This is a genomic window from Stenotrophomonas sp. CS3K5 (assembly GCF_059515225.1).
On record NZ_JCAKRX010000001.1, the window covers coordinates 40,803 to 62,305 of the forward strand.

The window sequence follows — 21,503 nt, forward strand, 5'->3', positions numbered from 1 at the left end:
ATGCCTTCAGTCCCGCCCCCGTTGCCGGCTGCCCTGCCCCGCCACGTTGCCATCATCATGGATGGCAACGGTCGCTGGGCGCAGCAGCGTCGCCGCCCGCGCGTGATCGGCCACCGTGCCGGCGCGCGTGCCGTCAACCGCACCATCGAGCGCTGCCTTGAACTGGGCATCCCGGCGCTGACTCTGTTCGCCTTCTCCAGCGAGAACTGGGGCCGGCCGCAGGAGGAAGTCGATGCGTTGATGAAGCTGTTCCTCGGTGCGCTCGACCGCGAAGTGGACGAGCTGCATCGGCGCGGCGTGCGCGTGCGCTTCATCGGCGAACGCGAGCGCTTCGGCGCCGGACTGGTCAGCCGCATGCAGCTGGCCGAGCAACGCACCGCCGACAACACCGCGCTCACCCTGTCGATCGCCGCCAGCTACGGCGGCCGCCAGGATATCGCCCGAGCCGCGCGCGCCCTGGCCGCCGAAGTTGCCGCCGGCCGCCTGCTGCCCGAGCAGATCGACGAGTCGCTGCTGGGCCGCCAGGTCGCTCTGGCCGACCTGCCGCCGCCAGACCTGTTCATCCGCACCGGCGGCGACACCCGCATCAGCAACTTCCTGCTGTGGCAACTGGCCTATACCGAGCTGTGGTTCACCGAGGCGCTGTGGCCCGATTTCGATGCCGACCAGCTGCAGCAGGCGCTTGATGCCTATGCCGGCCGCGAGCGTCGATTCGGCCTGACCAGCGCCCAGATCGCCGCCCTGGCCACCGAGACCTCCAGCCCATGACCAAGACCCGAGTCCTCGCCGCGCTGATCATGGCGCCGCTGGCCATCGCCGCGATCCTGCTGCTGCCGACGCAGTGGCTGGCCGCAGCCGCAGCCGCCGTGCTGCTGATCGGCCTGTGGGAATGGCTGAAGCTGTCCGGCATTGAAGACACCCTGGCGCGTACCGTGCTGCTGGTGCTGAACCTGCTGCTGATGGTGCTGCTGGTCTGGGCCGATGGCAGCACGCTGGTGCTGTTCCAGATCACCACGCTGGCCGGCGTTGCCTGGTGGCTGGCGGCCCTGGTCTGGCTGCGCTTCTTCAACTTCGGCGCACAGCCGACGGCCCCCGCGCGGATCGTGAAGATGCTGGCCGGCACCCTGGCCATCGTCCCGGCCTGGGCGGCGCTGGTGCTGATCCATGCTGGCGGCGATCCGCCGGGCCAGCAAGGCCACCTGTGGCTGCTGGCGGCACTGGCACTGGTCTGGGCCGCCGATTCGGGCGCCTATTTCGCCGGCCGACAGTTCGGCAAGCACAAGCTGGCCCCGCGCATCAGCCCCAACAAGACCTGGGAAGGCCTGTTCGGTGGGCTGATCGCCGGCGTCGCCGTCGCCCTTGGACTGGGCTGGCTGGCCGGCATCGACGGCGCCCACCTGCCGGGCCTGCTGATCACCTCGGTGGTGGCGGTGTTTGCCTCGGTGCTGGGCGATCTGTTCGAAAGCCTGATCAAGCGTCACGCCGGCGCCAAGGACTCGGGCCACCTGATTCCGGGCCATGGCGGCGTGCTGGACCGGGTCGACGGCGTGCTGGCGGCCGTGCCCGTGTTCGCGCTGGGCAAGGAAATCTTCGGGTTCTGACCATGAATGCAGCTGCAGACCTGCGCCGGGTCGCCGTGTTCGGCGCCACCGGCTCGATCGGTGCCTCCACGCTGGACGTGATCGCCCGCCACCCGCAGCGCTACCAGGCCACCGTGCTGGCAGCGGGCCGCCAGGTGCAGGCGTTGCTGGCCCTGTGCCGGCAGCACGCGCCGGCCCATGCGGTGATCGCCGATGAATCGCTGTACGCCGAGCTGCGCGACGGCCTGCGCGAGGCCGGCCTGGCCACCCAGGCCCATGCCGGCTCCGCCGCGCTGGACCAGCTGGCAGCCAGTGAGGCCTGTAACACCGTGGTGGCCGCCATCGTCGGTGCCGCCGGCCTGTCCTCGACCCTGGCCGCCGCGGCCGCCGGCAAGCGCATCCTGCTGGCCAACAAGGAATCGCTGGTCCTGGCCGGTGAACTGCTGACCCGCACCGCCGAGCGTGCCGGCGCCGAGATCATCCCGATCGACAGCGAGCACAGCGCGATCTTCCAGTGCCTGCGCTCGCGCGACGCCAGCCTCGACGGCGCCGGCGTGCGCCGGATCCTGCTGACCGCCTCCGGCGGCCCGTTCCGTGGCCGCACGCGTGCCGAGCTGGCCCAGGTCACCCCGGCACAGGCCGTGGCCCACCCGAAGTGGTCGATGGGGCCGAAGATCTCGGTCGATTCGGCGACGTTGATGAACAAGGGCCTGGAAGTGATCGAGGCCCATCATCTGTTCGCGGTGCCTGGCGAGCGCATCGAGGTACTGGTGCATCCGCAGAGCCTGGTGCATTCGCTGGTCGAGTTCGTCGACGGCTCCACCCTGGCGCAGATGGGCCTGCCGGACATGCGCACCACCCTGGCCGTCGGCCTGGGCTGGCCGCGACGCATTGAATCGGGCGTGGCCGGGCTGGACCTGCTGGCGCAGGGCCGGCTCGATTTCGAAGCCCCCGACACTGACGCCTTCCCCTGCCTGGCGCTGGCCTGGCAGGCGATGCAGGCCGGCGGCACCGCCCCGGCGGTGCTGAACGCTGCCAACGAAGAGGCGGTTTCAGCGTTTCTTCAGGGCCGGATCGGTTTCCTGACCATCCCGGAGCTGGTTGCTAACGCGCTTTCAACACTGCCGACCGAACCAGCCGATACACTGGAGGTCCTGTTGACCGCCGACCAGCGGGCACGCCAGCTGACCCTGAACGCCATCGCCGCCGCCTGAACGACCGCCTCGCCCAGCATGACGACGCCGCCCCTGTCCGCCACTGTGAGCCTGCATGACTGATTTCATCGGATCGGTCTGGTGGATGATTGTCAGCCTCGGGCTGCTGGTCACGTTCCACGAGTTCGGGCATTACTGGGTCGGCCGCCTGTGCGGCGTCAAGGTGCTGCGCTTCTCGGTCGGCTTCGGGCGGCCGCTGTGGTCGCGCCGCGACCGCCATGGCACCGAGTTCGCCATTGCCGCCATCCCGCTCGGCGGCTATGTGAAATTCCTCGACGAGCGCGAGGTCGAGGTCCACCCGCATGAACGCGGCCAGGCCTTCAACCACAAGACCGTGTGGCAGCGCATCGCCATCGTCGCCGCCGGCCCGCTCGCCAACCTGCTGCTGTGCATCCTGCTGCTGTGGGCGATGTTCGTGATCGGCAAACAGGATTACTCCCCCACCATCGGCCGCACCAGCGGCATTGCCGCCACGGCCGGCCTGGTCAGTGGCGATCGCGTGCTGCGCGTGGACGACCGCCAGGTGGTCACCCTGGGCGAGGCCAGCATGGCGCTGACCGCTGCAGCGATGGACCGCCGCGACGTGAAGCTGGAAGTGCTCGATGCCGCCGACCAGGTGCGCGTGCGCACGCTGCCGCTGTCGCAGCTGCCGGCGGGCTTCGATGAAAGGCGGGTGCCGATCCTGGCCGGCCTGTACTGGCAATCGTGGCTGCAGCCGGCCCTGGTCGATTCACTCACGCCCGATTCGGTGGTGAGCGGGCTGCTGCAGCCCGGCGACCTGATCGTGGCGATCGACGGCCAGCGCATCGACAGCGTCGACCAGGTGATCGGCGAGATCCAGGCCCTCGGCCGCGCCGGCGGCCCGGGCATGATCGAAGTCCTGCGCGGCGGTGAGCGGCTGGCGCTGGAGGTCACCCCGCGCCAGGGCAAGGACGGCAAGGGCAACCCGGTCTGGCAGATCGGCGTCGGCTTCCCCACCTCCTACAGCCCGGCCTACGACACCCTGCTGCGCTATGGCCCGCTGGACGCGGTGACCGTGGCCGTGCGCGAAACCGGCCGCCTGGCGGCCGACTCGCTGGGCATGATGGGCCGCATCGTCACCGGCAAAGCCTCGCTGCAGAACGTTTCCGGGCCGGTCACCATCGCCCGGGTGGCCAATGTATCGGCCAAGCGCGGCCTGGACTGGTTCCTGCAGTTCCTGGCCCTGCTGTCGCTCAGCCTGTGCATCATCAACCTGCTGCCGATCCCGATCTTGGACGGCGGCCACCTGCTGTATTACCTTATCGAGTTGGTCAAGGGCAGCCCGCTGAGCGAGCGTGCCATCGCCGCCGGCCAATACATCGGCCTGGCGTTGCTGGCCGGGCTGATGGGGTTGGCGTTCTACAACGACATCCTCGGCCTGGTCCCGCGATGAACTTTTCCACGTTGTTGCCGTCTACAGCGTCGGCATCCCGCACCAATGAAATCGACCTTCCTACCGGACGTGACATGACGCGACTCCCCAATCGCCGCCTGCTGGCCCTCGCCCTCGCCGCCGTCACCGGCGCTCCCGCCCTGGCCCAGGCAGCCGAGCCCTTCACTGTCAGCGACATCCGCGTCGATGGCCTGCAGCGCATCAGCTCGGGCACGGTGTTCACCTACCTGCCGGTGGAACGTGGCGAGACGGTCACCGACAGCAAGGTCGGCGAGACCATCCGCGCCCTGTACAAGACCGGCTTCTTCGAAGACGTGCAGCTGGACCGCCAGGGCACCATCCTGGTGGTGACCGTCAAGGAACGCCCGGCGATCAACAAGCTGACCGTGACCGGCAACAAGGACATCAAGTCCGACCAGCTGCTCAAGGGCCTGTCCGACATCGGCCTGACCGAAGGCGGCACCTTCGACCGCCTGAGCCTGGACCGCGTGACCCAGGAACTGCGCCGCCAGTACAACGACCGCGGCAAGTACAACGTCGAGATCACCCCGACGGTGAGCCCGCTGGACCGCAACCGCGTGGACATCGCCATCGCCATCAAGGAAGGCAAGGCGGCCAAGATCCGCCATGTCAACCTGGTCGGTACCGAGAAGTACGAGAGCAAGGACATCCTGGAGACCTGGGAATCGAAGGAGCACAACTGGGCCTCGTGGTACCGCCGCGATGACCAGTACTCCAAGGAAAAGCTGTCCGGCGACCTGGAAAAGCTCAACTCCTGGTACCTGGACCGCGGCTATGTCGACTTCAGCATCGATTCGACCCAGGTCTCGATCAGCCCCGACAAGCGCGACATGTTCCTCACCGCCGGCGTGACCGAGGGTGCGCAGTACAAGATCTCCGAGATCAAGGTCAGCGGCGACACCATCCTCCCGCAGGAGGACGTCGAGCGCATGGTGATCCAGAAGTCCGGCGACACGTTCTCGCGTGCCCTGCTGGAATTCAGCTCGGACACCATCACCAACTCGCTGTCCAACATCGGCTACGCGTTCGCCAAGGTGAACCCGATCCCGACCACCAACCGTGCCGAGCAGACGGTGGCCATCAACATGCAGGTCGTGCCCGGCCCGCGCGTGTCCGTGCGCCGCATCCTGTTCCGTGGCAACACCCGCACCTCCGACGAAGTGATGCGTCGCGAAATGCGCCAGTTCGAGAACAGCTGGTACTCGCAGGCCGCGATCGACCGTTCCAAGATCCGCCTGCAGCGCCTGGGTTACTTCGAGTCGGTCGAGGTCGAGACCCCGGCCGTCAGCGGCAGCAACGACCAGGTCGACGTCGTCTACAACGTCAAGGAAACCACCTCCGGCAGCTTCGTGTTCGGCCTGGGCTACTCGCAGTCCTACGGCATGACCACCTCGGTGCAGCTGTCGCAGAACAACTTCCTCGGCGGCGGCAACCGCGTGTCGGTTGAAGCCTCGCGCAGCAGCTACCTGCAGCGCTACGGCTTCAGCTACACCAACCCGTACTTCACCGATGACGGCGTGTCGCTGGGCTACAACCTGTCCTGGCGCGAACTGGACTACTCCGACTTCAACACCGCCCAGTACAACAGCACCAATGGTTCGGCGCAGGTGGTGTTTGGCGTGCCGCTGACCGAGACCGATACCGTCTCGCTGATGTTCGGCATCGACAGCAACCAGATCACCACTTACCAGGGCTCGACCCCGCAGTCGATCATCGACTACATCAACGCGGTCGGCCGCCGTACCTTCCACGCGTGGCGCACCGAGCTGGGCTGGGCGCGCGACTCGCGCAACGATTACTTCATGCCGACCCGCGGTACCTACCAGCGCGTCGGCCTGGAAACCACGCTGCCGGGTTCGACCATCGAGTACTACAAGCTGAACTACCAGATCAGCAAGTACTGGCCGATCATGCCCTCGCTGGTGATCAACACCCGTGCCGAAGTGGGCTACGGTGACGCCTATGGAAAGGACTACAGCCGCACCCTGACCGAGCCGGATGGCACCACCCGAACCGTTACCGCCAGCGGCCTGCCGTTCTTCGAGAACTTCTACGCCGGCGGCACCAACTCGGTGCGCGGCTTCGAGGACAACACCCTGGGCCCGCGCGAAATCACCCAAGGCTATCCGGAAGGCCAGCCGCTGGGTGGTTCGCTGAAGACCGTCGGCTCGGTCGAAGCCTACTTCCCGCGCCTGTTCGACAGCCCGTCGGCGCGCGTGTCGGCCTTCGTCGACTTCGGCAACGTCTACAACGGCACCGAGAACTTCAAGGCCAACGAGCTGCGCGTGTCCACCGGCGTGGCCCTGCTGTGGCGCGCCCCGGTCGGTCCGATCTCGATCAGCTACGCCTTCCCGCTGAAGAAGGAAGACGATGACAAGATCGAACGACTGCAATTCACCTTCGGCGGCCAGTTCTAAGAACTGACCACCGAAGGTGCGCCGCGGCTTGCTGCGCAAGCAGCGGGTCCCGACCTACCTCCTATCCCCCGCGCCGTTACGCATGCCATCCGTGGCATGCGCCCTTCGGGCCGTTGCACAGCAACGTTGGGAATCGCTCCTGCGATTCCCTGCGGCGCGCCCCCCTTAACAGAAGGGGGGCTCTCCACCAGACGGGGTGCGAATCGCCGGGCTCTGCCCGGCGTTTTCGTTGATGCAGATGACACTGCACGGCACCGGCGTTTGGCCGCGCTCGCGGGAAACTGTCCAGAGGCGGCGGGTGGCCCTGGACAGGACCGTTGGCGCCATGGATGGCGCCATCGAGCACCATGGAGGGGCTTTTGCGTGTCCTGGCCAGGGCCACCCGCCGCCTCCCTCCCGTACCAGGCAGGCGCCAAGCCCTCGCGCCCCCGCATGACCGCAATGGCGTCACACGTTAAACTCCCGCCGTGAATACTCCCACCTACACCGCCCAGCAACTCGCCGAGCAGTTCGGCCTGCAGGTCCATGGCGACCCCGCCACCGCCATCCATGGCGTGGCCACCCTCGCCCATGCCCGACCTGGCCAGCTGACCTTCCTCGCCAACCCGCGCTACCGCGCCCAGCTGGCCGACAGCCAGGCCTCGCTGGTGGTGTTGCGCGCCGACGACGCCGACGCCGCCCCGGGCACCGCGCTGGTGGCCAAGGATCCCTACACCACCTTCGCCAAGATCGCCGCGCTGTTCGACATCGCACCGGCACGCCCGCCGGGCATCCACCCCAGCGCCGTCATCGATCCCAGCGCCCAGGTCGCCGCCAGCGCCCACATCGGTCCGTTCGTCTCCATCGGCGCGCGCAGCGTGGTGGGCGACAACTGCATCATCGGCGCCGGCAGCGTGATCGGCGAAGACTGCCGCCTGGACACCGGCTGTGAACTGATCGCCCGGGTCACCCTGGTCACCCGGGTCACGCTTGGCAAGCGCGTGCGCGTGCACCCCGGTGCCGTGCTGGGCGCCGATGGCTTCGGCCTGGCCATGGATGCCGGCAAGTGGATCAAGGTTCCGCAGCTGGGCGGTGTGCGCATCGGCGACGACTGCGAGATCGGCGCCAATACCTGCGTCGACCGTGGCGCCCTGGAAGACACCGTGCTGGACGAGGATGTGCGCCTGGACAACCTGGTGCAGATCGCCCACAACGTGCAGATCGGCGCGCACTCGGCCATCGCAGGCTGCACCGGCATCGCCGGCAGCGCCAAGATCGGCCGCTACTGCCTGCTCGGCGGCCACGTCGGCGTGGTCGGCCACCTTGAGATCTGCGACAAGGTCGTGATCACCGGCAAGTCGGTGGTCCGCAACTCCATCCATGAGCCGGGCGAGTACTCGTCCGGCACCCCGTTGACCGACAACCGCACGTGGCGCAAGAACGCCGCGCGCTTCAAGCAGCTGGACGCATTGGCTCGCCGCGTCCTGGCTGCTGGCAAGGAGAAAGAATGAACGACACGCTGCAGCTTCCGATCGACGTCAGCCAGATCCAGGAACTGCTTCCGCACCGCTACCCGTTCCTGCTGGTGGACCGGGTGCTCGAGCTCGACATCGAGGCCAAGCGCATCCTGGCGCAGAAGAACGTCAGCATCAACGAGCCGTTCTTCCAGGGCCACTTCCCGGGCCGCCCGATCATGCCCGGCGTGCTGATCATCGAAGCGCTGGCGCAGGCCGGTGGCGTGATGACCCAGCTCACGCTTGGCCGCGACTCGCAGTCCAAGCTGTTCTACATGGTCAAGGTGGAAAACGCCCGCTTCAACAAGCAGGTCGTCCCCGGCGACGTGCTGATGCTGGATGTGCAGATGAAGCGCCTGATCCGCAACATGGGCTGGTACTACGGCGAAGCCAAGGTCAATGGCGAAGTGGTCGCCTCGGCCGAGGTCATGTGCGCCGGCGCCAAGGGCTGATCCACGGGAGGCAGCAATGACTGACAACGCACCACGGATCCATCCCACCGCCGTCATCGATCCGGCCGCCCGGCTGGCCGACGACGTACAGGTGGGCGCCTTCACCCTGATCGGCGCCGATGTTGAAATCGGCGCCGGCACGGTGGTCGGCCCCCATTGCAGCATCCACGGTCCGACCCGGATCGGCCGCGACAACCGCTTCGTCGGCCACGCGGCCATCGGTGGCGAGCCGCAGGACAAGAAGTTCGGCGGCGAGCGTACCGAACTGGTGATCGGCGACCGCAACGTGTTCCGCGAGTTCGTCACCCTCAACCGTGGCACCGGCGGCGGCGGCGGCATCACCACCATCGGCAACGACAACTGGATGCTGGCCTACACGCACGTGGCGCACGACTGCCATGTGGGCAACTTCTGCGTGTTCTCCAACAACACCACGCTGGCCGGCCACGTGACCGTGGGCGACTACGTGATCATCAGTGGCTTTGCCGGCGCCCACCAGTTCTGCCGCATCGGCGCGCATGCCTTCCTTGGCATGGGTGCGCTGACCAATGGCGACGTGCCGCCGTTCACCATGGTCGGCACCGACTCGCTCGGCCGCCCGCGAGGCATCAACAGCGAAGGCCTGAAGCGCCGCGGCTTCGATGCCGAGCGCATTTCGGCCATCAAGCGCGCCTACCGCACGCTGTATGTGGCCGGGCTGCCGCTGGCCGAGGCCAAGGTGCAGCTGACCGAGCAGGCGCGTGACAGCGATGACGTGAAGGCCATGCTGGACTTCATCGAGCACGCCGAGCGGCCCTTGCTGCGATGAACAGCACCGCCGGCCAGGCGCCCGCCGGCGCCGCCGTGATCCCGCTGGCCTCGATGGCCGGCAGTGTCCCTGCGCAGCGGGTGCTCAGCGAGCGCCCGTTGCGGATCGCGCTGGTGGCCGGTGAAGCCTCCGGCGATCTGCTCGGTGCGGGACTGGTACGCGAGCTCAAGGCGCGCTTCCCGAATGCCGAATTCGCCGGCATCGGCGGTGATGCCATGCGCAGCGCCGGCTGCCAGACCTGGCACGATGCCAGCGAGCTGGCGGTGATGGGCCTGACCGAGGTGCTGCGCCATCTGCCGCGCCTGCTGAAGCTGCGCTCGGCCTTCCGCCAGCGTGCGCTGGAATGGCAGCCGGACGTGTTCATCGGCATCGATGCGCCCGACTTCAACCTGGGCATCGAGCGCTGGTTGAAGCAGCGGGGCGTACGCACCGTGCACTACGTCAGCCCGTCGGTCTGGGCCTGGCGCGAGAAGCGCGCCGAGAAGATCGGCAGCAGCGCCGACCTGGTGCTGTGCCTGTTCCCGATGGAACCGCCGATCTATGCCAAGCACGGCATCGACGCGCGCTTTGTCGGGCATCCGATGGCCGATGACATTCCCCTGCAGGGCGACCGCGAGGCCGCACGCGCCACGCTGGGCCTGCCGACCTCGGCCAAGGTGCTGGCGGTGCTGCCGGGCAGCCGCCTGGGTGAGATCTCGCGCCTGGGCGAGCCGTTCTTCGAAGCCGCCTGGCAGGTCTCCGAGCGCATTCCCGGGCTGCATGTGGTGGTGCCTGCCGCCAACGCGGCGTGCAAGCGGCTGATTGAAGAGCAGCTGTCACGCTCGGCGCTGCCGGTGGCCTATTCGCACGTGCTCGACGGCCAGGCGCGCGATGCGATGATCGCCGCCGACGTGGTGGTGCTGGCCTCCGGTACCGCCACGCTGGAGGCCATGCTGGTGAAGCGGCCGATGGTGGTCGGTTACCGCGTCAACGAGCTGACCTACCGCCTGGTCAAGGCGCTGGGCCTGATCAAGGTGGACCGCTTCGCCCTGCCCAACATCCTGGCCGGCCAGGACCTGGCCCCGGAGCTGATGCAGCATGACTGCACACCGGACAAGCTGGCGGCGGCCATCCAGCAGTGGTTCGACCACCCGCAGCGGGTGAGCGACCTGCAGGACACCTACGCGCGCCTGCACGAGCGCCTGCGCCGCAACGCATCGGCACGTGCCGCCGACGCCGTGGGCGAGCTGCTGGTGCGCAACCAGGCCCAGGCATGAGCCGCCGCCACGCCGCTGCAGCCAGCCTGGCGCTGTTCGATGCCAGCGCGGTGGTCGAGCCGGAACGCCTGATCGCCGGTGTCGACGAAGCCGGGCGCGGCCCGCTGGCCGGCCCGGTGGCCGTGGCCGCCGTGGTGTTCGACCCGTCCAGGCCGCGCATCAACGGCCTGGATGATTCCAAGCAGCTGACCGCCGCGCGCCGCGAGCAGCTGTATGACCGCATCGTCGAACGGGCATTGGCCTGGCATGTGGTACTGGTGGAGGTGGAGGCCATCGACCGCCTCAACATCTACCAGGCCACCCTGCAGGGCATGCGCGATGTGGTGGCCGCCGTGGCCCACGTGGCGGGCTTCGCGCGCATCGACGGCAACGTGGTGCCCAAGGGGCTGGTCCTGCCGGCACAGGCCCTGGTCGGCGGCGATGGCATCGACCGGGCCATCATGGCCGCCTCCATCCTGGCCAAGGTCTCGCGCGACCGCTACATGCAGGAGGTGCACGTGCGCCACCCTGAGTATGGCTTCGAGCAGCACAAGGGCTATGGCACCCCGGCCCATCTGGCCGCGCTGCGCGAGCACGGCCCCTGCATGGAGCACCGGCGCAGCTTCGCCCCGGTACGTGAGTGCCTCGATTGACCTTGTAGAGCCGAGCCCATGCTCGGCTTTCCGCAGCAGCCGAGCGTGGGCTCGGCTCTACAGGAAACGGGCTCCCGCACGCCTGAACCCGGTCGTCCTCCGGGGCATGTCAAGAGCTTGTCGCGCCTCTCCGCCCTCGGTACCCTGACCAGGCACTCCAGCGCTTCCCGACCCCGGCGACGAACCTCCGTCGGCATCCGGGGCCTGCGCGCTCCAACCTGGTCCGGCATGTCCAACTCCCGCTTCGTACATCTCCACGTCCACACCGAGTTCTCGCTGGCGGACTCGACCATCCGTGTGCCGGCCAAACCCGACCAGGCCGACCCGAAAAAGGCCAAGCAGGCCAACCTGTTGTCGCGCTCGGTGGAACTGGGCCTGCCCGCGCTGGCGGTGACCGACCTCAACAACCTGTTCGCCCTGGTCAAGTTCTACAAGGCGGCCGAAGGCGTGGGCATCAAGCCGATCGCCGGCGCCGACGTGCTGATTGCCGAGGAAGGCCAGGAGCCCTGGCGGATGACCCTGCTGTGCCGCGACCGTGAGGGCTACCTGAGCCTGTCGCGGCTGCTGACCCGCGCCTGGATGGAGGGCCATCGCCCGGAAGGCGGGGTGGCCATCCACCCGGACTGGCTGAAGGCCGGCAACGCCAACCTGTTCGCGCTGGCCGGGCGGCAGAGCCTGGCCGGGCGCCTGGCGCTGGACGGCAAGCATGAACTGGCCGAGCAGCAGCTGGCCGACTGGCAGCGCGTGTTCGGCGATGGCCTGCACCTGGAACTGACCCGTACCGGCCGCGAGGGCGAGGAAACCTTCAACCAGTTCGCGCTGATGGCCGCCGGCCAGCGCGGCCTGCCGGTGGTGGCCAGCAATGACGTGCGCTTCCTGTCGCCGTCGGATTTCAGCGCACACGAAGCGCGCGTGTGCATCTCCACTGGCCGCGTGCTGGACGACCCCAAGCGGCCGCGCGAATACAGCGACCAGCAGTACCTGAAGTCGGCCGAGGAAATGTGCGCGCTGTTCGCCGACATTCCCGATGCGATCGACAACACGCTGGCACTGGCCGAGCGCTGCAACATCGAGATGCGGCTGGGCACCTACTTCCTGCCCAACTACCCGGTACCCGACGACGAGACCCTGGACACCTGGATCCAGAAAATGTCGCGCGACGGCCTGGAAGAGCGCCTGGAGAAGAATCCGCTGGCGCCGGGCAAGACCCGCGAAGAATATTTCGAGCGCCTGGAGTTCGAGCTCAACACCATCATCAAGATGGGGTTCCCCGGCTACTTCCTGATCGTGGCCGACTTCATCCAGTGGGGCAAGAACCAGGGCATTCCGATCGGCCCCGGCCGTGGTTCCGGTGCCGGTTCGCTGGTGGCGTGGGCGCTGAAGATCACCGATCTGGACCCGCTGCCGTACAACCTGCTGTTCGAGCGCTTCCTCAACCCGGAACGCGTGTCGATGCCCGACTTCGACATCGACTTCTGCATGGACCGCCGCGACGAGGTGATCGACTACGTCGCGCGCAAGTACGGGCGCGAGCGCGTCAGCCAGATCATCACCTACGGCACCATGGCCGCCAAGGCGGTGGTGCGCGACTCCGGCCGCGTGCTCGGTTTCCCGTACGGCCTGGTCGACGGTGTTTCCAAGCTGATTCCCAACATCCTGGGTATCCACCTGAAGGATGCACTGGGCAAGGGCAAGGAAGGCCCCAGCTCGGAAATGGCATCGCCGGAACTGATCCAGCGCTACGAGACCGAGGACGATGTCCGCGACCTGATCGATCTGGCACTGCAGCTGGAAGACCTGACCCGCAACGCCGGCAAGCATGCCGGTGGCGTGGTGATCGGCCCCGAGCCGCTGAGCGAGTTCTGCCCGCTGTACGCCGAACACGATGAGAACGGCCTGGGCAAGAACCCGGTCACCCAGTTCGACAAGAACGACGTGGAAGAAGTGGGCCTGGTGAAGTTCGACTTCCTCGGCCTGCGCACGCTGACCATCATCGACTGGGCGGTGAAGGCGATCAACAAGCGCCATGAGCGCGCCGGCATCCCGCCGGTGGACATCGCCGCGATTCCGCTGGACGACACGCCCACCTACAAGGACATCTTCGCCAACGGCAACACCGGCGCGGTGTTCCAGTTCGAATCCTCGGGCATGCGCCGCCTGCTGAAGGACGCGCGCCCCGACCGTTTCGAAGACCTGATCGCGCTGGTGTCGCTGTACCGACCGGGCCCGATGGACCTGATTCCCTCCTTCAACGCGCGTAAGCACGGCCAGGAAGAAATCATCTATCCCGATCCGCGCACCGAAGCGATCCTGAAGGACACCTACGGCATCATGGTGTACCAGGAGCAGGTGATGCAGATGGCGCAGATCGTCGGCGGCTACTCGCTGGGAGGCGCCGACCTGCTGCGCCGCGCGATGGGCAAGAAGGTGCCGGCGGAAATGGCCAAGCACCGCGAGATCTTCCGCGAAGGTGCGGCCAAGGACGGCGTGGACGAAGCCAAGGCCGATGCGATCTTCGACCTGATGGAGAAGTTCGCCGGCTACGGTTTCAACAAATCGCACGCCGCCGCCTATGCGCTGGTGAGCTACCAGACCGCGTGGCTGAAGCGCCATTATCCGGCCGAGTTCATGGCGGCCACGCTGTCGTCCGATCTGGACAACACCGACAAGGTGGTCGGCTTCCTCGACGAAGTGCGCAACCTCGGCCTGACCGTGCTGCCGCCGAAGGTGAACCAGTCGGCCTTCATGTTCGAAGCGGTCACCCCGGACACCATCCAGTACGGCCTGGGCGCGATCAAGGGCGTGGGCCAGGGTGCCTGCGAAGCGGTGGTGGACGAGCGCCTGAAGGGCGGCGAGTTCAAGGACCTGCTCGACTTCTGCACCCGCGTCGGCTCGGCCAAGCTCAACCGGCGCACGCTGGAAGCGATGATCAACTGCGGCGCGCTCGATGAGCTCGGCCGCAACCGCGCCTCGCTGATGCTGCAGCTGCCGGAAGTGATCAAGGCCACCGACCAGATGGCGCGCGAGCGTGCTTCCGGTCAGAACTCGCTGTTCGGCGGGCCCGACCCAAGTGCGGTGTCGATCCAGCTGGACCTGCCCGAGGCCGACGAATGGCCGCTGCTGCAGCGCCTGAACGGCGAGCGTGACACGCTCGGCTTCTACCTCAGCGGCCATCCGTTCGATCCGTGGCGCGACGATGTGCGCGACCTGGTCGGCAACGATCTGGGCGCGGTGGAGAAGATCTGGAGCGCCAACAGTGGCGGTGGTGGTGGTGGCGAGAAACGCTGGCGCCCGGAAGTGCAGACCGTGCTGGCCGGCCAGGTGGTCGGCGTGCGCCGCAAGGGCGAAAGCCAGATCTTCATCCAGCTCGAAGACGGTCGTGGCCGCGTCGAGTGCAGCGCGTTCTCCGACGCGATGGCCGAGTTCGGCCACCTGATGACCAAGGACCGCATCCTGGTGGTCAAGGGCGGCCTGCGCGAGGACGAATTCAACGGCGGCTTTGCGCTGCGCATCCGCCAGTGCTGGGACTTCGATGAAGTCTGCGCCAACTACGCCACGCGGCTGTCGCTGCGCCTGGACCTGCGCCAGCAGCGCCCGGTCTGGGAACGCATCGATGCCCTGCTCGACCGCCACCGCCCAGGGCGAACGCCACTGCGCCTGGACCTGCTGCTGAAGGGCCCGCAGGGCGGCGTGGCCGGTATGCTCGATGTGTCCGGGCAGAGCGCGGTACGCATCGATTCGAAGCTGATGGAGGCGCTGCGCGCCGACCCGGCCGTGCGGACGCTGAAGGTGCGCTACAGCCCGCCATGGGCCAGCTGACGCTGGGCTCACCTTTTCCCCGCACCACTTCAAGGACGATACCGCTGATGAAATCCCTGCTGCTTTCCCTTGTGGCCGGCCTCGCGCTGGCGGGCTGCTCGCTGTCCAGCGTGAGCTTCGAGATCGACAACCCCACCGACAGCCCGCTGCAACTGACCCTGGACGGCAAGCCCCATGCCATCGGGCCGCACGCCTCGGTGTCGGTGTCGCTGGCGCCGGGCGAACACCGCCTGCATACCCAGGCGCTGGGCGACGTGCAGCTGGTGGTCTACGCCGACGGCCAGGGCGGGCTGATCAACCCGACCCTGTCCGAGTACGTGGTGGTCAGCCAGGTCTACGCCGATGCCGGGCAGCAGTACGGAGAGGCCAACAACGAGATCGACCTTGACGGGGTCGCCATCGAAGGTCCATTCACCAAGGTCCACGGCCTGTTCATCGAAAAGGACTGGCGCTACGGCGCCCACGAGAACTTCCCGGACAGCGTGATCACCACCCAGCAGCAGGCCGGCATCGAGCGCCGCAACAAGCTGTTCAGCGCTGTTGATTTCATCGCCTACCTGGAAAAGGAGAACGAGGAACCGGGCAGCTACCTGGCCGCCAACCCGGCCGGCTACCGCACTCCGGAGGACCCGGCACCGTTCACCCCGACCGTGCTGCCGGCGCTGCACCCGCAGTTCGAGGCGCATGCCGCCGCCGCGCGGCAGTGGCACGCGCGCTACCTGGCCGCGGTCGATCCGTCCGAACAGACGCGCCTGAAGAAGGAGAGCTTCAAGGTAAGCGTGGACTTCGTGCAGGCCAGCGCGGCCGCCGGCCGCGACCTGCGCCCGGCCGACCACGAGCAGCGCAATGCGTTCCAGTCGGCGCTGGGCCAGGCCACCGGCATGTCGGCGGCAGTGCGCCCGGCCAGCAAGGGCTGAGCCCGCGCCCCGTACGCTCCAGACAGGGGCGTACGGGGAATCCACCTGTGTTCGGCTACACTTTCCCCCTTCTTTACTCGACGGCTTCCGATGAATCCGAACTACCTCGACTTCGAGCAACCCATCGCCGACCTGGAAGCCAAGATCCAGGAGCTGCGCAACGCCAGCGCCGGGCCGGCGGTCAATGTCGAGGCGGAAGTACACGCGCTGCAGGACAAGCTGCGCGTGCGCACCGCACAGATCTTCCGCAACCTGACCTCATGGCAGGTACTGCAGCTGGCCCGTCACCCGTCGCGCCCCTACACCGCCGACTACATCCGCATCATCTGCGATGAGTTCCAGGAGCTGGCCGGCGACCGCGCCTTCGCCGACGACAAGGCCATCATGGGCGGCCTGGCCCGCATCAACGGCCGCGCGGTGATGGTGATCGGCCACCAGAAGGGCCGTGACACCAAGGAAAAGATCAAGCGCAACTTCGGCATGCCCAAGCCGGAGGGCTACCGCAAGGCGCTGCGCCTGATGAAGATGGCCGAGCGCTTCGGCCTGCCGGTGCTGACCCTGATCGACACGGCCGGCGCTTGGCCAGGCATCGACGCCGAATCGCGCGGCCAGTCCGAAGCGATCGCACGCAACCTGATCGAGATGGCCGAACTGAAGGTGCCGATCATCTGCACCGTGATCGGTGAAGGCGGCTCCGGCGGCGCACTGGCGCTGGGCGTGGGCGACCGCACCGTCATGCTGGAATACGCGGTGTATTCGACCATTACCCCGGAAGGCTGCGCCTCGATCCTGTGGAAGGACGCGGGCAAGGCCAAGGATGCCGCCGAGCAGCTGGGCCTGACCGCGCCGCGCCTGAAGAGCCTGGGCCTGGTCGACAAGGTCGTGCGCGAGCCGACCGGTGGCGCCCACCGCAACCCGACCCAGATGGCCAAGCGCCTGAAGGCCGTGCTGCTGAACGAACTGGACGCGCTGGACGCGCTGTCCACCGAGCAGCTGCTGGAACAGCGCTACACGCGCCTGCGCAGCTACGGCACCTACGAAGCAGCCTGATTCATCGGCTTGTTACTTTCTTGCTCGTGCAAGAAAGTAACCAAAGAACACGCCGCCGAACGCGAGCCGGTGCTACGCACCGGTTCCCTGCGCTTCTCGGTGAATCAGGGGACGGCGCCGAACTCGCTACGCTCAGACATCGGCGCCTCTTCGCCCCTGTTTCACCTGCGATGCTCGGCTCGCTCATGGCGGACCTGAACATCAAAAGCCGCCGCTTCACCCGGTAGATCCACGCCATACGTGGATGCATTTGTAATTTGCTTTTCCGATCTGCCTTCAGGCGGGCCGAGGAGCGCAGGGGATCAATGCGCCGTGCGCGTAACGCGCCGCGCTTCAGAACGGCTTGGCCAGCACCAGCCACACGATCGGGATGAACGCGAGCAGCGGGATCTCGTTGATCCAGCGCAGCGCGCGCGAGGACGGCAGCGCCCTGCCCTTGGCCACGCCCTTGAGCAGGCGACCTACCCAGCCGAAGTACACCAGCAGCAGCACCACCAGGCCCAGCTTGGCATGCAGCCAGCCGGCACCGCCCGGCGCGACCATGGTCGGGAAATCCGGAATGACCCTGTAGCCCAGCCACAGCACCAGGCCGAGCAGGAAGGCCAGGCCGAACATCGAATGGCCGAAACGGTACAGGCGCAGCCCCATCAGCTGCAGGCGCTCGGTCACGGCCGGCTGGCCTGCGGTCTCGGCCAGGTTGACCAGGATGCGCGGCAGGTAGAACACCGTGGCCATCCACGCCACCACGAACACGATGTGGAAGGTCTTCACCCAGTAGTAGCTCTGCATGCGCTCGCTCCGGCGGCTGGCGTAGGTTGGCGGCCATTCTCGCATGCCGTGGCAAAGCCACCGCAGGCACGCACGCCGCGACACATCGACGCATGGCGCGCCGCAACACCGTACGATAGGCACCGTTTTCCCCGATCGCGCACCGCCCCATGGACAAGACCTACGACGCCGCCTACTTCCAGCGCTGGTACCGCCGTGCCGACATCGGCGGCAGCGCCCGCTTGGCGCGCAAGGTCGCGTTGGCCGTGGCCAGCGCCGAGTACTACCTGGAGCGGCCGATCCGCAGCGTGCTGGACATCGGCTGCGGTGAAGGCGCCTGGCGCGCACCACTGCTGAAACTGCGTCCAAAGGTCGAATACCTCGGCTTCGACAGCAGCGAGTACGCTGTGCGCCGCTACGGCCGCACCCGTAACCTGCACCTGGCCGGCTTCGGCGACTTCGCCTGGCTGCGGCCCTGCGCCCCGGTCGACCTGCTGGTGTGCTCGGACGTGATGCACTACGTGCCTGATCGCGAGCTGCGCGCGGGCTTGGCCGGCGTGGCCGAGCTGACCGGCGGTGTGGCCTTCCTGGAGACCTTCGCCGCCGAAGACGAGTTCGACGGCGACCATGAGGGCTTCCAGGCGCGCCCGGCGCGCTGGTATCGCCGGACGCTGGCCCGGCAGGGCCTGCAGCCGGTAGGGTCGCACTGCTGGCTGGGCCCCGCTCTGGCAGGCGATGCGGCCGCGCTGGAACGGATGTGAATCCGGATTCATTATTTTCAGCCAACTTAACCTGCGGGACACCCGGATGGGATATGCTGCACGGCAACATATGACCATACATATTCGGTCGTCATGCTCTACCAACTGCACGAACTGACCCGCAACCTGCTCGCCCCATGGGTGCACCAGGCCCAGGCCAACGCCAAGTTCTTCGCCAACCCGGGCCACTGGTGGTCGCAGATGCCGGGTGCCGATCGCCTGGCCGCGGTCAACGAGTTGTTCCATCGCATCGGCAAGGATTACGAGAAGCCCGAGTGGGGCATCAACGAAATCGATGTCGACGGCGAGCGCGTGCCGATTGTCGTGCACGAAGAGGTGAGCAAGCCGTTCTGCAAGCTGCTGCGCTTCAAGCGCCACAGCAATGAAGCCGACCAGCTGCACACCATGCTCAACCAGCCGTTCGTGCTGGTGGTGGCGCCGCTGTCCGGCCACCACGCCACCCTGCTGCGCGATACCGTGCGCACGCTGCTGCGCGACCACCGTGTGTACGTGACCGACTGGGTGGACGCGCGCATGGTGCCGGCCAGCGAAGGCGAGTTCGGCCTGGACGACTACATCGCCTACATCCAGGAATTCATCCGCCATCTGGGCGTCGAACGCCTGCACGTGGTCAGCGTGTGCCAGCCGACCGTACCGGTGCTGGCTGCGGTTTCGCTGATGGCCAGCCGTGGCGAACCGACGCCGCGCACGCTGGTGATGATGGGTGGCCCGATCGATGCGCGCTGCAGCCCGACCGCAGTGAACAACCTGGCCACGCAGAACCCGCTGTCGTGGTTTGAGAACAACGTCATCCACACCGTGCCACCGAGCTATCCCGGCGCCGGTCGCCGCGTGTATCCCGGCTTCCTGCAGCATGCCGGCTTCCTGTCGATGAACCCCAGCCGCCACTTCAGTTCGCACTGGGATTTCTACACCGACCTGGTCAAGGGCGACCTGGAAGACGCCGACGCGCATCGCCGCTTCTACGACGAATACAACGCGGTGCTGGACATGCCGGCCAAGTACTACCTGGACACCATCCGCGTGGTGTTCCAGGACTTCCTGCTGCCGCGTGGCGAGTGGGTGGTCAATGGCGAGAAGGTCGATCCGTCGGCGATCCGCGATACCGCGCTGCTGAGCATCGAAGGCGAGCTGGACGACATCGCCGGGCTCGGCCAGACCGAAGCGGCGCAGGCCCTGTGCACCGGCATTGCTGCTGACCGCCGCGAGCATTTCATCGTCGAAGGCGCCGGCCACTACGGCATCTTCAGCGGCCGTCGCTGGCGCGAAGTGGTGTACCCGAAGGTGCGCGACTTCTTCGCCGCGCACGCCGAAGCCCCGGCCGCCAAGGCCACGAAGAAGAAGAGCAACGTCACTCCGCTGCGGCGCAAGGCCGGGTAAACCGCCCTCGGTGGGTGCCGACCTTGGTCGGTACGCCCTGGTAGAAGCCAACCTTGGTTGGCGCACTTCCATGAATCCCGGTATCTGAAGGATCGTGCCAACCAAGGTTGGCACCTATCAGAGCACCGGCCCCTGCTTACAGCCGCACCAGCAGGTTCTTGGCGATCAGCCCGTGCAGCCTGCCGATGCCGCGCGCCAGGTGCATCGTCAGCACCAGCAGCAGCGCGCCCACCGCCGCCACCGCGATTGCCACCAGCGGCGAGGCCGCCATCGGCAGTACATTCACGTCGTTGATGTACACGCCCGGGATATCGCCACTGAAGATCGCCGCGACCGGCGCCCAGATCAGGCTCAGCGACAGCGACAGCAGCGTCACCGCGATGGTGAAGTAGATGATGCCCAACGGCAGCATCAGCACGAAGTACAGCAGGGTCAGCCAGGTGCGGCCATCGGTGAACATGTCGCCGATGCGCTGCAGCCAGGTGCGGCTGCGGTCGGTGTAACGCGGACGGCGCGGCATGCGCTCGCCCAGCAGCGCTTCCACCAGCCGCCCTTCCAGCAGCGCCAGCCCGCGCACCGAGCCGAAGAACAGCACCGTCAACGGAATGCCGATGATCAGGATCAGCAGGCCCAGCGACAGTGACAGGCCGGTCACCACCCAGGTGAAGAAGAAGATGCCGGTGGCCAGCGACAGCAGCATGTAGAACAGCGCACCGTAGGTATGCGGATCGGTCACCACGCCGAAGCAGCGCGCCAGCAGCGAGCGCTGCACCGGTGCCGGCGGCGGCGCGGCCGGCTCGACGCCGCTGGCTTCGGCGGCCGCACGCAGCACCGGCGCGGTATCCGCACGCGGCGTACGCAGCGCGCGGTTCACTGTCACCTCGGTCTCGCGGTAGATCTCGGCCACTTCATCGGGCGCGCCATAACTGCCGGCAACGTCGGCGATCACCTCGGCCTCGCTGCGGCCGGGCTGCGCCGCCAGCTCCGAGCGCAGGTATTCCTCGGCGTCGTACAGCGCGTCCTGCACCATCGCCGGATCGGCACCTTCCAGCGCCGCGCGCAGCTGCGCCAGGTACTGTGGGATGGTCGTGGGCAGGGCGCGGCCTGCCAGGCTCGGGTCGTTCATTGTGATACCCCCTCCAACACGGAATCGACGGAATCGCGGGTGGCCTGCCAGGCCTGGCGCCACTGCGCCAGCACCTGAAGGCCACGATCATTGATGCGGTAGTAGCGCCGCGGTGGCCCGCTGCTGGACGGCTCCACATGGCTTTCCAGCAGCCCGGCCCCTTCCAGGTTGCGCAGCACCGGGTACAGCGCGCTCTGCTTGCCGCTCAGCACGCCCTCGCCCACCCGCTCCAGCTCCTTGGCGATCAGGTAGCCGTACAGCGGCTCGCCGGCCCGGGCCAGCACCGCCAGCAGGGCCAGCGACACCGTTCCGGCGCTGAGCTCCTTCTGGAACTTCTTCAGGTGGACATCGTCCTCGGACATGGCCGGCCCTCC

At 67.4% G+C, this 21,503-nt stretch carries 18 protein-coding genes; 15 read left to right on the forward strand and 3 right to left on the reverse strand.

Going from position 1 to position 21,503, the window contains the following annotated elements; genetic code table 11:
- From uppS to AC5YGJ_RS00245, 13 genes are all read left to right on the forward strand, one after another.
- A complete protein-coding gene (gene uppS / locus AC5YGJ_RS00185) occupies positions 1-768 on the forward strand; it encodes a polyprenyl diphosphate synthase (RefSeq protein WP_249844585.1) in 768 nt (255 codons plus the stop codon).
- Complete coding sequence (locus AC5YGJ_RS00190; protein WP_107230330.1) at positions 765-1,601, forward strand: phosphatidate cytidylyltransferase; 837 nt, start codon at positions 765-767, stop codon at positions 1,599-1,601. Before uppS ends, AC5YGJ_RS00190 begins: the two co-directional genes overlap by 4 nt.
- 2 nt (positions 1,602-1,603) lie before the next feature.
- Entirely contained in the window at positions 1,604-2,794 is a 1,191-nt protein-coding gene (locus AC5YGJ_RS00195; RefSeq protein WP_496185384.1) for a 1-deoxy-D-xylulose-5-phosphate reductoisomerase, read from the forward strand.
- A 55-nt stretch (positions 2,795-2,849) separates the two neighbouring features.
- Positions 2,850-4,208, forward strand: coding sequence for an RIP metalloprotease RseP (rseP, locus tag AC5YGJ_RS00200; protein WP_496185385.1), 1,359 nt, complete (start codon positions 2,850-2,852; stop codon positions 4,206-4,208).
- Between the two features lie 74 nt (positions 4,209-4,282).
- Positions 4,283-6,646: an outer membrane protein assembly factor BamA gene (bamA, locus tag AC5YGJ_RS00205; protein WP_496185386.1), complete on the forward strand. Its 2,364-nt coding sequence runs from the start codon at positions 4,283-4,285 to the stop codon at positions 6,644-6,646.
- A gap of 467 nt (positions 6,647-7,113) precedes the next feature.
- On the forward strand, positions 7,114-8,136 hold the full coding sequence (gene lpxD, locus AC5YGJ_RS00210) for a UDP-3-O-(3-hydroxymyristoyl)glucosamine N-acyltransferase (RefSeq protein ID WP_496185387.1): 1,023 nt from the start codon (positions 7,114-7,116) through the stop codon (positions 8,134-8,136).
- Positions 8,133-8,591, forward strand: a complete 459-nt coding sequence (gene fabZ, locus AC5YGJ_RS00215) for a 3-hydroxyacyl-ACP dehydratase FabZ (RefSeq protein ID WP_057497706.1) — start codon at positions 8,133-8,135, stop codon at positions 8,589-8,591. The genes lpxD and fabZ overlap by 4 nt, the downstream gene beginning before the upstream one ends.
- A gap of 16 nt (positions 8,592-8,607) precedes the next feature.
- Entirely contained in the window at positions 8,608-9,399 is a 792-nt protein-coding gene (gene lpxA / locus AC5YGJ_RS00220) for an acyl-ACP--UDP-N-acetylglucosamine O-acyltransferase (protein ID WP_057497707.1), read from the forward strand.
- Between the two features lie 53 nt (positions 9,400-9,452).
- Entirely contained in the window at positions 9,453-10,655 is a 1,203-nt protein-coding gene (gene lpxB / locus AC5YGJ_RS00225) for a lipid-A-disaccharide synthase (RefSeq protein ID WP_475289891.1), read from the forward strand.
- Positions 10,652-11,287, forward strand: a complete 636-nt coding sequence (gene rnhB / locus AC5YGJ_RS00230; protein WP_496185388.1) for a ribonuclease HII — start codon at positions 10,652-10,654, stop codon at positions 11,285-11,287. The genes lpxB and rnhB overlap by 4 nt, the downstream gene beginning before the upstream one ends.
- A gap of 228 nt (positions 11,288-11,515) precedes the next feature.
- Positions 11,516-15,106, forward strand: a complete 3,591-nt coding sequence (dnaE, locus tag AC5YGJ_RS00235) for a DNA polymerase III subunit alpha (RefSeq protein ID WP_496185389.1) — start codon at positions 11,516-11,518, stop codon at positions 15,104-15,106.
- Positions 15,107-15,153: 47 nt separating this feature from the next.
- On the forward strand, positions 15,154-16,023 hold the full coding sequence (locus AC5YGJ_RS00240) for a hypothetical protein (RefSeq protein WP_249844591.1): 870 nt from the start codon (positions 15,154-15,156) through the stop codon (positions 16,021-16,023).
- A gap of 90 nt (positions 16,024-16,113) precedes the next feature.
- Positions 16,114-17,073, forward strand: coding sequence for an acetyl-CoA carboxylase carboxyltransferase subunit alpha (locus tag AC5YGJ_RS00245; RefSeq protein WP_249844592.1), 960 nt, complete (start codon positions 16,114-16,116; stop codon positions 17,071-17,073).
- 333 nt (positions 17,074-17,406) lie between these two features.
- Here the strand turns inward: AC5YGJ_RS00245 and AC5YGJ_RS00250 are convergent, their stop codons facing one another.
- A complete protein-coding gene (locus AC5YGJ_RS00250) occupies positions 17,407-17,862 on the reverse strand; it encodes a CopD family protein (protein WP_107230321.1) in 456 nt (151 codons plus the stop codon).
- A gap of 149 nt (positions 17,863-18,011) precedes the next feature.
- Here AC5YGJ_RS00250 and AC5YGJ_RS00255 point away from each other — a divergent pair, with 149 nt between their 5' ends.
- The gene (locus tag AC5YGJ_RS00255; RefSeq protein WP_107230320.1) at positions 18,012-18,602 is read left to right on the forward strand and encodes a class I SAM-dependent DNA methyltransferase; all 591 of its coding nucleotides are present in this window, start codon (positions 18,012-18,014) and stop codon (positions 18,600-18,602) included.
- Positions 18,603-18,695: 93 nt separating this feature from the next.
- Complete coding sequence (locus AC5YGJ_RS00260; protein ID WP_409461141.1) at positions 18,696-20,003, forward strand: polyhydroxyalkanoate depolymerase; 1,308 nt, start codon at positions 18,696-18,698, stop codon at positions 20,001-20,003.
- A gap of 136 nt (positions 20,004-20,139) precedes the next feature.
- On the opposite strand, the gene AC5YGJ_RS00265 is transcribed toward AC5YGJ_RS00260, so the two are convergent.
- Both AC5YGJ_RS00265 and AC5YGJ_RS00270 read right to left on the reverse strand, forming a co-directional pair.
- Complete coding sequence (locus AC5YGJ_RS00265) at positions 20,140-21,129, reverse strand: sensor domain-containing protein (protein ID WP_496185390.1); 990 nt, start codon at positions 21,127-21,129, stop codon at positions 20,140-20,142.
- Positions 21,126-21,491: a PadR family transcriptional regulator gene (locus AC5YGJ_RS00270; RefSeq protein ID WP_249844596.1), complete on the reverse strand. Its 366-nt coding sequence runs from the start codon at positions 21,489-21,491 to the stop codon at positions 21,126-21,128. Before AC5YGJ_RS00270 ends, AC5YGJ_RS00265 begins: the two co-directional genes overlap by 4 nt.
- Between the last annotated feature and the right edge of the window lie 12 nt (positions 21,492-21,503).